Genomic DNA, 12,695 nt, shown 5'->3' with positions numbered 1-12,695 from the left:
GCTTCTCCCTTAGCGCACGGCTGCCTTGGCACACCGGCCCGGCAGCGCCAAATGTGAACGTTCATTATTGCCTTGTGAACGTTCACGCAATCGGTTATCCAAACGTCACGAGCGGGGCGCGATTCCCGCCGCTATGCCATATCGATCAGGGAGGATCGCTTGATTCGTCGCACCGCCACCGCCGCCGGCTTCCGCGCTTCGCGCCGCATCGTCGCCCTCTCGACCGCGTCGGCGATCGCCCTCGCCGCCCAGCCGGTTCTCGCCCAGGATGCCGAACCGGAAGAAGAAGCCGCGCAAGCCACGCCCGAAGCTGAGGACGAGAACGTCATCACGGTGACCGGCTTCCGCCAGTCGCTCGAATCGGCGCAGAACATCAAGCAGGCGGCCGACACCGTGGTCGACGTGATCACCGCGGAAGATATCGGGGCCTTGCCCGATCGCTCGGTGGCCGAAGCGCTCCAGCGCGTCCCCGGCGTCAACATCGGCCGTTTCGCAAAGCCCAGCGATCCCGACCGCTTCTCGGTCGAGGGCGCGGGGGTGGTCGTGCGCGGCCTGCCCTTCGTCCGCTCGGAACTCAACGGCCGCGACATCTTCTCCGCGACCGGCGGCCGCGAGCTATCCTTCAACGACGTCTCGCCGGAGCTTCTCGGCCGCATCGAAGTATTCAAGAACGTCACCGCCGACATGATCGAAGGCGGCATCGCGGGGACGGTCAACCTCGTCACCCGCCGCCCGCTCGACAAGTCCGGCTTCCACATCGCCGCCACTGTCGAAGCCAACTACGGCGACATGGCGAAGGAATGGTCACCGGGCTTCTCGGTGCTGGCCTCCAACACCTTCGAGACCGGCATCGGCACATTCGGCGTCCAGTTGGGCTATGCGCAGCAGGAGCTGGTCACCAGCACCGACGCTTCGCAGATCACCGACCCATGCTATCGCGCGGCGACCCTGACCGCGACCTGCATCCGCGTCCGTTCGGTGGGCTCGGGCGGTTTCGGCGGCGGCGGCGGTTTCAACGAAACCAATTTCCCGCCGCCCGGTGCGGTAGTTGTTCCCAAGGGCGCGGGCGTGCGCACCTCCACCCTCACCCGCGACCGCGACGCGATCAACGGGACGCTGCAGTGGGAAAGCAACGACGGCCGCGCCACCGTGACGCTGGAATACCTGCGCGCCACCACCGACTCCACGCTCGACGAGGCGGCGATCCTCGCGCAGGTCAACGACGACGCGCTGTTCCCGGTCGCGGCAACGGGCGGAGGCTTTACATTCGACGCGAACGGCATTTTCCAGACCGGAACCCTGACCAACGTCGGCGGGGCCGGGATCCCCACCGAGTTCCTGCGCTTCCAGCGCGCGGAAGACGCGAAGACCGAGGACTTCTCGATCGACATCGATCTCGCGCCCACCGACCGGCTGCGCTTCAACGCCGAAGTGCAATACATCCGGTCGGACCGGAATTACGATGCGATTCTCGCCGCGACCCAGACTTTCACGGACATCCGCATCGATGCGGGCGGCGAGACCCCGTCGGTCGAATTCCTGCAGCCGGGCACTACGTCTTCCTCCGCAGCCTATTTCACCGACCCCACGAAAACCTACTATTGGTTCCTGCTCGACAGCGCGGGCCAGAACGAAGGCAATCTGACCACCGTCCGCTTCGACGGCGAGTTCGATATCAGCGACACCGGCTTCTTCAAGCAGGCCCGCTTCGGCGCCCGCTGGGGCGACCGGGAGCGCATCAACCGCGACACGAACTTCAGCAACTGGGGCAACCTCGGCGCACCCTGGACAGGCCGGAACGGCAACTGGAACTGCGATGACTTCCAAGCCTTCGGCTGCGGCGGCGCCTATGTCGCCGACTTCCCGTCGTTCGCCAGTGCGCGCAATCCTTTCGGCGACAGCTTCCAGCGTGGCAACGCCCCGATCCCGGTCGGTGACGGTTCCGCCCTGTTCTTCGGCGGCGACGACCTACTCGGCGAGTATCTCGATGGCACCGTCGAACAGCGCCGCCGGCAGATCGTCGCGTTCACGCTGACCCCCGAACAGCGGGTGCCGATCTATGATCGCACCGCGACGCTTATCGACGGCTCGATCGTCAACTGCGACCCATTCTGCCCGGGCGAAATCTCGGACGTCGAGGAGTCGACGACCGGCGGCTACGTGCGGGTCGACTTCGGCACCGAGTTCGGCGGCGGAATCAAGCTCGATGGCAACATCGGCGTGCGCTACGTGGAAACCGAGATCCGCACTCGCGGTCTTTTCGGCTTCCCCGACCCACGCGCCCTCGGCCTCGCGCCGGGAACCGTGGTCACGGTGCCGCTATTGCGCGCTCGTTGCGCCAATGCCGCTCCCGGGACGCCGGGCCTCGAGTACTGCCAGCTGACCGATGCGCGGCTCGCGACTTTCGCGGCCGGCTTCACCGGCGAAGTGGTCACCGACAACGTCAACACGAAGTTCGACGACTGGCTGCCAAGCCTCAACCTCAAGCTCGATTTCGGCAACGGCATGCTGCTGCGCGGCGCGGTGTCAAAGGGTATCGTCCGTCCGGACCTCGGAGCCTATCGCGCGGGCGGGACGATCGGCAGCAACGTCGCCACGCTCGCCGCCGGCGGCACGCTGGCGACCGGGCCGCTGTTCGCGATTTCGGGCGGCAACCGCCTGCTGCGTCCCGTTAGCGCGTGGAGCTATGACCTTTCGGCCGAATGGTACTTCGACACGGTCGGATCGATCACGGTCGCCGCGTTCCTCAAGGACATTAAGGACTTGACCAGCAACGGCGCGGAAGTCCGGCAATACACCAGCCCCGGCGGCGTTACCAATGACGTCGAGTTTCGCGGTCCGTTCAATACCGATGGCGGTACGCTGAAGGGCGTTGAGGTAGCCTACCAGCAGACCTACGACTTCCTGCCGGGCATCCTCAGCGGGCTGGGATCGCAGTTGACCTACACTTATGTCGACGCGGGCGATTTCCGGAACACGTTCCTCGAAGCGGCCGGATCGTTCGCCGCCAGCCAGCCGCTGGCGGGCGTGTCCAAACACACGGTCAACGCGGTGCTGTTTTACGAAAAGGGGCGGGTCTCGGCCCGTGCCGCGTACAACTGGCGCTCCGAGTTCCTCATTACCCCGCGCGACGACATCTTCCCGTTCTCGCCGATCTGGGGCGAGGACACCGGTCAACTCGACGCCTCGATCTTCTTCTCCATCACCGACCAGATCAAGCTGGGCGTCCAGGGCGTGAACCTACTCGACGAGGTGACCCGGACCAGCCAGGTGATCGACTTCGACGGGACGCGGGTGACCCGCTCGGCCTTCCGCAACGATCGCCGGTACACTTTCCTGGCGCGGTTCAGTTTCTAGGCGAACCGTCCGGTCAAGATGAGGGAACGGGCCCGGGTCGCGAGATCCGGGCCCAGCCGTTTCCGGGGCTTACTTGCCTTCGGCCGATTGAACCTTAGAGACGTCTGCCATCCAGGCGGCATCAAGGGGGAACACGCAGAATATGGCTCGCCGCCGCCAGGCTGTCACCATCAAGCACGTCGCCGCCGATGCAGGCGTGTCTCTGCAAACGGTCAGCCGCGTCATCAACAAGGAGCCGAGCGTCCGGCCCGAGATGCAGGAACGGGTCCAGGCGTCGATCGACCGACTGGGCTACGTCCCCTCGATCGCCGCGCAGCGGATGAGCGGCTCGCGGTCCTACCTCATCCTTGCGATCAACGACCGCGAGCGGACCATCGCGGACTGGCGCGCGCGGCAAGGGACCGACTGGGTGGACCAGATGCTGCTGGGCGGGATGCTCAAGTGCGCCGAATACGGCTACCGAATGATCTTCGAGCTGGTCGACACGCACGACGATCATGTCGAACGCGAGCTGGCCGCGGCCATCGCTGCACTTCAGCCCGACGGGATCATCCTGACCCCGCCGCACTCCGACAACCCGCGCATCGTCGCGTTTCTCGGCAAGCAGCGCATCCCGTTCGTGCGCATCGGCTCGCGCGAGGACGGACCCGGCATCGCGCTGACGATGGACGACGAGGCGCTCGCGACCACCGCGACCGAATATCTCATAGCTCGCGGCCATGCCCACATCGGTTTCATCGCCGGCTCCCCCGAATATCAGCTCAGCGGCCGGCGGATCGACGGCTGGCGCTCGGCCATGAGCGCGGCCGACCTAACTTGCGACGACCTGCTCGAAGAAGGCGATTTCAGTTATGCCTCGGGTGCCCGCGCCGCGGCCGCCCTGCTCGACCGCCCGTCGCCTCCTACCGCGATCGTCGCCAGCAACGACCAGATGGCGCTGGCCGCGCTCGAAGTCGCCCGATCGCGCGGCATCGCGGTGCCGGAACAGCTCTCGCTGATCAGCTTCGACAATACGCCGCTGGTGCACTTCACCCACCCTCCGCTGACCGCGGTCGACCAGCCGATCGCCGAGACCGTCAGCCAGGCCGTCGAGATCCTCATCCGCGTGCAGAAAGGCGACCCGCCACCCACTGGCGTCACCGTCGTGCATGGAAACCTGGCCGAACGCGGCTCCGTTGCAGCGCTTCGTTGACAACTAAAGTGGCTGCTCCAGGCCGGATCGAGCGCTTCATTGCACTCTATGCGCTGGCCTGGGCGGGTGGATCGATCGCCTATACGCCGTTCCTCACCCTCCTGCTGCCGGAGCGGATTGCCGCGCTTGCGGGGCCGGACCGCGCGGTCGATTGGCTGTCGGCGCTCGCCTTCTGCGGCGCGATTACCGCCAGCATCGGCCACATTCTGTTCGGCTACGCGAGCGACATTACCCGCAACCGCCGAGGCTGGATCGCCCTCGGTCTCGTGCTGTCTTGCGCGCTGCTGGCGCTGTTCCCGTGGGTGACGTCGTTCACCGCCCTGCTCGTGTTGATCGCGGCTTGGCAGCTCGCCCTCAACATGATGCTTGCCCCCCTCGCCGCGCTGGCGGGAGACGTTGTGCCCGACGGCAACAAGGGCCTGCTGGGCGGGTTCCTCGCTTTCGCTCCCGCCGTCGGAGCGGCGAGCGGCGCGCTGGTCACCTGGCCAGGCCTGGCGAGCGCCGAGATGCGCCCGGCAACGGTCGCGGCGATGGTCGCCGTCTGCGTCGTCCCCGTAATCATTCTCGCCCCCCGGGGACGACCCGCTGACGAGGCACAGCATAAGTCGGGCGCGCAGGGCGAACCTCGCGGGCGGGTGGTGGTCGCCAGAATGTGGCTTGCGCGGCTGGCGCTTCAGGTTGCGGAGGCCGCGCTTTTCGCGTTCCTATACTTGTGGTTTCGCGCTATCGATCCTTCATTGGGCGCCAATCGAACGGCGCTGATCTTCGGCGCGGTACTGGCGGTGTCTGCGCCTCTGGGCCTCGCGGTCGGCCGTTGGGGCGACCGGCACGACCGCCCGCTCAAACCGCTCGTCTACTGCGCTGCGGTCTCGGCCTTGGCCCTGGCCGCGATGGCGCTTGCCAAGGATACGGCGGGGGCGATCGTGGCCTACGCGATGTTCGGCATGGCAAGCTCGATCTTCCTGGCGCTTCACTCAGCGCAGACCTTGCGCATTCTTCCTCGTCCGGAGCGCCGGGGCCGCGACCTCGGCCTGTTCAACCTCACCAATACTGCACCATCGATGATCATGCCCGCCCTTGCGCTCATGCTGGTGCCGGCGTTCGGCTATTCGGGTCTGTTCTTTCTGCTGGCTGCGCTCGCCGCACTGTCGGCCGCCCTGGTTCCCGCACGTCTCTCGAAATAAACGCAGGATAGCTTGCGCTCACGACACACCCATGCCACTATGAGAACGTTCACATGACTATGGGACGAGGGTAGGATGCGGGTTGGATGGGCGGCCGTCGCGTGCGCGACTTTTCTTGCGGGCTGCGCGACCAACGGACTGGATCCGGCGCCCGCGCCAGCCACCACCGCCGCGACGCTGAGCGACGAAGCGCGGGTGGCCGATCTCGTCTCTCGCATGAGCCTCGAGCGCAAGGTCGCGCAGCTAATTCAGCCGCAGATCAACTCGTTCACCGCCGCAGACATGAAGCGGTATCGTTTCGGGAGCTATCTCAACGGCGGCAACGGCGGCCCATACGGCGACGAGTTCGCGCCCGCATCGGAATGGCTCAGGCTCGCCGACGAAATGTGGGATGCTTCGACTGCCCCGTTGCCGGCCGGTGAGCCGGTAATCCCCTCCATCTGGGGCACCGACGCGGTTCACGGACACACCAATGTCGTGGGCGCGACTATCTTCCCCCACAACATCGGCTTGGGTGCCACGCGCGATGCCGATCTCCTTCGCCGTATCGGCGCAGCCACCGCCGCCGAGATCGCCGCCACCGGTATTGACTGGAACTTCTCTCCGACCGTTGCAGTCGCACAAGACGACCGGTGGGGTCGTACCTACGAAAGCTATTCCGAGGACCCCGCGATCGTCGCTCCATTGGGCGCTGCACTGATCGAGGGCCTCCAGGGCCATCGGGGCCCCCGCGCGCGGATCCCGGCGGGCCACGTCATCGCAACGGCGAAGCACTTCTTCGGCGACGGCGGAACCGCCCAGGGCGTCGACCAGGGAGAAGTTACCGGCGAAATCGCGGCTTTGAAAGCACTCCACGCAAAGCCCTATCCGGCGGCCATTGCCTCTGGGGTCGAAGCGATCATGGCGAGCTTCAATTCGATCAACGGCACCAAGATGCATGGCAACCAGCCGCTGTTGACCGGCCTGTTGCGCCGCGAGTTCGGCTTCGAAGGGCTCGTCGTCGGCGATTGGAATGGGCATGGCCAGGTCGCCGGGTGCAAAGTGGACGACTGCCCGCAGTCGCTGTTGGCCGGGCTCGACATGTACATGGTGCCGGACGACTGGAAGGCGCTGCATGCAAATCTCGTGCGCCAAGTCCGCGACGGCACGATTCCGCAAGCCCGGCTCGACCAGGCGGTCTCGCGCGTACTGACGATGAAGCTGCACGCGGGGCTGCTCGATGCAGATGCCAAGCGACCCTCTGCGCGCTTGCACGGAGGAAAGTTCGAACTGCTCGGATCGCCAGCGCATCGAGCGCTCGCGCGCGAAGCGGTGGCCAAGTCGCAGGTCCTGCTCAAGAATGATGGCGTGCTTCCGCTTGCGCGCGGAGCCAGGGTCCTTGTCGCTGGAGCGGCGGCTGACCGCATAGCCCAGGCGGCCGGTGGCTGGACGCTCACGTGGCAGGGCGGGCTCGAGCTCACCAACGAGAAGCACTTCCACGGTGCAACTTCCATCTGGCAGGGCGTCGCGGAGGCTGCCGGAGGCGGCGCGATCCTTTCTCCCGACGGCACGTTCTCGACCAAACCCGACGTCGCAATCGTGGTCTTCGGCGAGCCGCCGTACGCCGAGTTCGAAGGCGACCGCAAAACCGCGGTCCTCGCCGACGAGGAGGGGCTTGCCTTGCTTCGCAAGTTCAAGGCGTCTGGAGTTCGCACGGTTGCCGTACTGCTTTCGGGACGCCCGTTGTGGATGAACCGCGAATTCAACGCCGCCGATGCCTTCGTCGCGTCGTGGCTTCCCGGCGGGGAAGGCGCGGGCGTGGCCGATGTCCTCTTCGGCAAAGTGCCGGCCACCGGCCGCTTGTCGTATAGCTGGCCCGCGGCGTGCGGTGGGAACCCGGTCAATGGACCCGACGGGGCGCTTTTTCCCGTGGGCTATGGATTGTCGGCAGACGAGAAGCGTCCGCTTGCGCGGCTCGACGAGGATTGCGACTACCTTGGGAGCGGACCGTCCGCTGTCTGGTTTGCCGATGGTCGGCTGGCTACCGACATTCTCGCTACCGGGGATGACAAGCCCCTCGCAAACTTCCGCGGCTCGGCAGGTGGCATTACTGCCCGCGGCATCGATCGCTTGCGCCAGGAGGATGCGCGCGAGATCGTCTTTGCACCCGGCGCAACACTGACGCTCGCTCAGCCGCGCGGTGGGTCCGGCGCGTACAAGATCGCCTACTCTCTGCCTTCCGCGCCCACGGCCCCCGTGAAGCTTATCACCGGTGGCAACACGACCGACATCACGGCTCAACTCAAAGTCAGCGCGGGGAAAGGCTGGCGCGAAATGATCGTGACCGACGCATGCGCAGCTCGACTGGGCGACTCGATTGCCATCCGGTCGGAAGGACCGATGAACCTGCAAATCGGGAGTATTTCGCGCCAGGTCATGCCGGCCGGCGCCAACTGCTCGTTCTAGGACATCAATCTCGCGGGCCGCCAAGAAGCCTGCACAGGGAGTAACGAAGATGGCATTGGCACCCGAGGTCTCGACAAGCACCGATCCCAATCCGATCGAGAGCGACGCGCCGCCCGTCGACGCGCCCGGCCTCAATTATTTCGTCTTCGCACTGTTCTTCATCTTCGGAGGGATCACATCGCTGAACGACGTGATCATTCCCAAGCTGAAGGAACTGTTCACGCTATCGTATTTCGAAGCGAGTCTGGTCCAGTTCTGCTTCTTCATCGCCTACGCCGTGGTTGGCATTCCGGGAGCGCGCCTCGTCAAGCGCATCGGCTACATGCGCGGCGCAGTCGCCGGTTTGCTGACGATGATGGCGGGCTGCCTGCTTTTCATCCCGGCAAGCCAATCGGCCGTCTTCGGGGTGTTCCTCTTTGCCTATTTCATCCTCGCCACCGGCGTGGTGCTGGTCCAGATCGTCGCCAATCCGCTCATCAGTGTGCTCGGCCCGGCACGCACCACGCATAGCCGGTTGACCTTCGCCCAGGCGTTCAATTCGCTCGGGACGACCATCTTTCCCTACTTCGGCGCCATCCTGATCCTCGGCAGCCTCGCCACCGTAACGGCGGCCCAGTTGTCGGGCGCAGAGCTCGACGCTTATCGCACCGCCGAAAGCCAGGCGATCGTGAACGGTTACCTCGGCCTCGCTGCCGCACTGGCGGTTGTCGCGGCGGTCGTCTGGATGTTCCGCAACCGCTTGAAGGGAGAACGCCACGAAGAGACCAGCCTCGCCGAAGGTCTCAATCTGCTCGGCCGACCCCGGTTCGGCTACGGAGCGCTGTGCATCTTCCTCTACGTGGGTGCCGAGGTTGCTATCGGCAGCTTCATCGTCAACTTCCTGATGCAAGACCACGTGCTGAACATTCCCGAGCAGGACGCCGGCAAGCTTATCTCGCTCTACTGGGGTGGCGCCCTCATCGGCCGCTTCATAGGTTCGGGACTGCTCCGGGTGGTCAGCCCGGGCTTGTTGCTCGCCTCCGTTTCTGCCGGCGCAATCGCTCTCATTGCGATCTCGGCCAATTCCACGGGCGAGGTGGCCGGCTATTCGCTCCTCGCCGTCGGCTTGATGAACTCGATCATGTTCCCGACCATCTTTTCGCTCGCCTGCGAGAAGCTCGGTCCCCGCGCCGCGGACGGCTCGGGCATCATCAACGTCGCCATCGCTGGCGGCGCGGTGATCCCCGCCATCTATGGCGCGCTGGCGGACGAGATCGGCCTTGCGGCGGCGCTGACGCTCCCAGCCCTGTGCTACGCGGTCATCGCGGGCTTCGGGTTCTACGCCCGTCGACCTGCCTGAAGCGGATCGTGTCAAGAATGTCGCACAGCCCTTCCAATTGCTGCAAGGTTATGAGCGGACAAACAGAAAATATTGCGCCTGTCCCCTGACTGCTCCTTATGGATGCGACAGAGACGACGCGTCTATGGGGGATTTCTGATGTCGCTTTCCGCGAACTTGAAGCTGTTTTTGCTGTCTGGCACCGCCGGCGCCGCGCTCTTGATTAGCACTGGCGCCGCCGCGCAAGATACGCTCCCCACCGCGCCCATCGCCGCCGATGAGGCCGAGGGCGAGGACGACATCGTCGTCACCGGCACCCGCGTGGTTCGCGATGGTTTCGAGGCGCCGACGCCGGTGCAAGTTCTGACCGAAGAGGACATCGAGAACTCCTCGCCGACGAATAACATCGCCGACTTCGTCAATCAGCTTCCGGCGCTTGCAGCCTCGATACGGCCTTCGAACTCGCGCCTCGAACTGAGCAACGGACAGGCCGGCATCAACGCACTCAACCTCCGCAGCCTTGGCACTGTCCGTACCCTGGTGCTGGTCAACGGCCGCCGCTCGGTCGGCTCGACAGCGAACGGCATCGTCGACGTCAACACGATCCCGCAGTCGCTAGTCCAGCGAGTCGAGGTGGTCACGGGGGGCGCGTCAGCCGCCTACGGTTCGGACGCGGTCGCGGGTGTCACCAACTTCATCCTCAATAACGAATACGAGGGGCTTAAACTCGAGGCCGACGCCGGCGTCACCGACCGAGGCGATGGGTTCAACTATTCGGGCGCCATTACGGGCGGGATCTCGTTCGCTGACGGTCGTGCGCGCCTGATCGTTGCGGGCGAGATCGCCCATACGGACGGCGTTTTCTACGTCGATCCCGAAGAGCGAGGGTGGAACCACACCGGCTTCTTGCGGATCCAGAACCCTGCATGGTCTGCGAACGCCACCGTGCCCCGGTATCTCTTCCGGACCATGATCGGCGCCGCCAACTCCACGCCGGGCGGCCTGATAACCGGCTCTTCGGGTGGCACCCCCCTGTGCGGAACCTATTTCGGCCCCGGCGGATCGATCAACCAATATCAATACGGGCAGCTGGTTTTCCCGGCGCCGGCCTGTTCCTCGACCCCGTCACTCAATCAGGGCGGCGACTGGCGAGTCAACGATTCGGGACGCCGCATCGGCATCAGTCCGGATGAAGATCGCTGGGGCCTCTTCGGGCGCTTCAGCTTCGACGTAACCGACGGTGTGCGTCTTTTCGCGGAGGCTTCGTACAACAGGCAGGAGACCCTGTTCAACGCTGGGCCAAACCTGATGACCGGCCTTTCGATCCGTGCATCAGGTTGTGGTGCCGCAGCGACTGCGCCGATCTCGTGCAATGCGTTTCTCTACCAGACGCTGGGTTCGGCAGCCTTGGCGGGACGTAACACGGTCACCTTGGCGACGACTGCCGCGGATCTACCTGGTCGCGGCACGAACAACGAGCGTAAGATTGAACGCTACGTAATCGGGGCAGAGGGCGATTTCGAAGCCTTCGGCCGCTCCGCGCAATGGGACATCTACGGCCAATACGGCCGCGCGGACCTGCACGAGCAGCTCATCAACATTCAGCAAACCGACCGTCGCAACGCCGCGATCGACGCGGTCTTCGCGCCCGTCGGCAATGAAAGCGGCCTGCCGGTCGGATCGATCCAGTGCCGCATCAATGTCGATGGGGTCGCAACGAACAACGATGCAGCCTGTCGTCCCCTCAACCTTTTAGGCCTCGGCGTGTCTTCTGCGGAGGCGGTCGACTACGTCCTCGGCGATCCATTCCGCGACCAGTTTCTGGAGCAAACGGTCGTCGGCGCGAACCTTGCGCTAACACCTTTCGCGACCTGGGCAGGCGACGTCAGCATCGCCGTGGGGGCCGAGTATCGCAAGGAAGAGATCGACGGCTTCGTTCCGGCCGAATTCCAACCCATCTTTAATGCGGACGGCACCACGCGAAGCGTGTGGTCGGTAGGCAACTACCGACCGAGCAAAGGTAGCTACAACGTCAAGGAAGCCTACCTCGAAACGGTCATTCCGCTAGGCTTCGGCCTCGAGTTCAATGGTGCGGTCCGCGGGACGGATTACTCGACCTCGGGCTACGTTACGACCTGGAAGCTCGGCGCGACCTGGCAACCGATCGACGACTTCTTGTTGCGCGCCAACCGTTCTCGCGACATTCGCGCGCCAAACCTGAACGAACTGTTTCAGGCAGGCACCGCGAACACGTCTACTGTCACCAACCCGTACTTCGTCGCCGGGCAGAACAATCCCGGCCCGGGTACCGGCGTTTATGGCGCAAACCTGTCGTATCTGGGCACCGTCACCGGCAACCCCAATCTGCGCCCCGAGAAGGCGGATTCGTACAGCTTCGGCGGTGTCCTGACACCGCGCTTCCTTCCCGGCCTGAGCCTTTCCGCCGACTACTGGCGGGTCAAGGTCCAGGATGCGATCGACAGCCTGAGTGCCGACGACATCGTCAACCGCTGTTTCGAAGGCGTTGCGGAGTATTGCGCAGCGATCACCCCCGATCCGGCGAACCCGTCGCGCGTGCTGATCAGCCGTCAACCGTTCAACTTCCTGTCGCTTCTCATCCGGGGCGTCGATTTCGAGGCGGCATACCGCACCCAGCTTGCGGGCGGCAACTTCTCGATCCGCGGTCTCGCAACGCGCTACATCGAGAACACGATCGACACCGGTGTGACAGGGTTTGCCTCGCTCAATTCGGTGGGGACGCTTGGAGTGGGCACAGGCACTCAGTCGATTGTCCCGAAGTGGATTTACCGTGTGAGCGCCGCGTACGACACCGAAGATTACACCCTGACTGCGGTGGGCCGCGGAGTGAGCAGCGGGCGCTATGACGCCACTGGTGTCGAGTGCGCGAGCAGCTGCCCGATCTCGACCAACCAGTTCCCGACATATGAGGACAACAGCATCGATGGGGTAACCTATGTCGACCTCAACGCGACGTTCAAGTTTGATGCGTTCGGCGGCAAGAATGGCGAGTTCTTTGTCAATGTAACCAACCTGTTCGATGCCGATCCGATCGTGCTGCCGGAAACCGGCCTTGCCGCGAATAGCACCTACAGCGACCTACTCGGCCGCGCTTACCGCGTCGGCGTTCGCTTGAAGCTGCGTTAAACACGGGAACGGGCGGCGCGAGACGGCTCGCGTC

At 64.7% G+C, this 12,695-nt stretch carries 6 protein-coding genes; all 6 read left to right on the top strand.

Translation table 11 applies throughout. From position 1 onward, the window contains the following. Nucleotides 1–159 precede the first annotated feature (159 nt). The 6 genes from ACWPM1_RS12790 (at nucleotide 160) to ACWPM1_RS12765 (ending at nucleotide 12,661) form a co-directional block, all read left to right on the top strand. Nucleotides 160–3,357, top strand: coding sequence for a TonB-dependent receptor (locus ACWPM1_RS12790; RefSeq protein ID WP_455695288.1), 3,198 nt, complete (start codon nucleotides 160–162; stop codon nucleotides 3,355–3,357). Between the two features lie 142 nt (nucleotides 3,358–3,499). Further along, nucleotides 3,500–4,549, top strand: a complete 1,050-nt coding sequence (locus tag ACWPM1_RS12785) for a LacI family DNA-binding transcriptional regulator (protein ID WP_455695287.1) — start codon at nucleotides 3,500–3,502, stop codon at nucleotides 4,547–4,549. Nucleotides 4,550–4,557: 8 nt separating this feature from the next. Next, on the top strand, nucleotides 4,558–5,733 hold the full coding sequence (locus tag ACWPM1_RS12780; RefSeq protein ID WP_455695286.1) for an MFS transporter: 1,176 nt from the start codon (nucleotides 4,558–4,560) through the stop codon (nucleotides 5,731–5,733). 75 nt (nucleotides 5,734–5,808) lie between these two features. Then, nucleotides 5,809–8,178 carry a glycoside hydrolase family 3 N-terminal domain-containing protein gene (locus ACWPM1_RS12775; RefSeq protein ID WP_455695285.1) on the top strand — a complete coding sequence of 790 codons (2,370 nt, stop codon included), beginning with the start codon at nucleotides 5,809–5,811 and terminating at the stop codon, nucleotides 8,176–8,178. Between the two features lie 49 nt (nucleotides 8,179–8,227). Continuing rightward, complete coding sequence (locus ACWPM1_RS12770) at nucleotides 8,228–9,517, top strand: sugar MFS transporter (protein WP_455695284.1); 1,290 nt, start codon at nucleotides 8,228–8,230, stop codon at nucleotides 9,515–9,517. A gap of 138 nt (nucleotides 9,518–9,655) precedes the next feature. Beyond that, nucleotides 9,656–12,661 (top strand): TonB-dependent receptor plug domain-containing protein, encoded by a 3,006-nt coding sequence (locus tag ACWPM1_RS12765; RefSeq protein WP_455695283.1) that lies wholly within the window; start codon nucleotides 9,656–9,658, stop codon nucleotides 12,659–12,661. Nucleotides 12,662–12,695: the final 34 nt, after the last annotated feature.

This window comes from Tsuneonella sp. HG249 (assembly GCF_053819205.1).
Note: the sequence above shows the minus strand (reverse complement) of the source record. Positions and strands in the feature narration are given on the sequence as shown.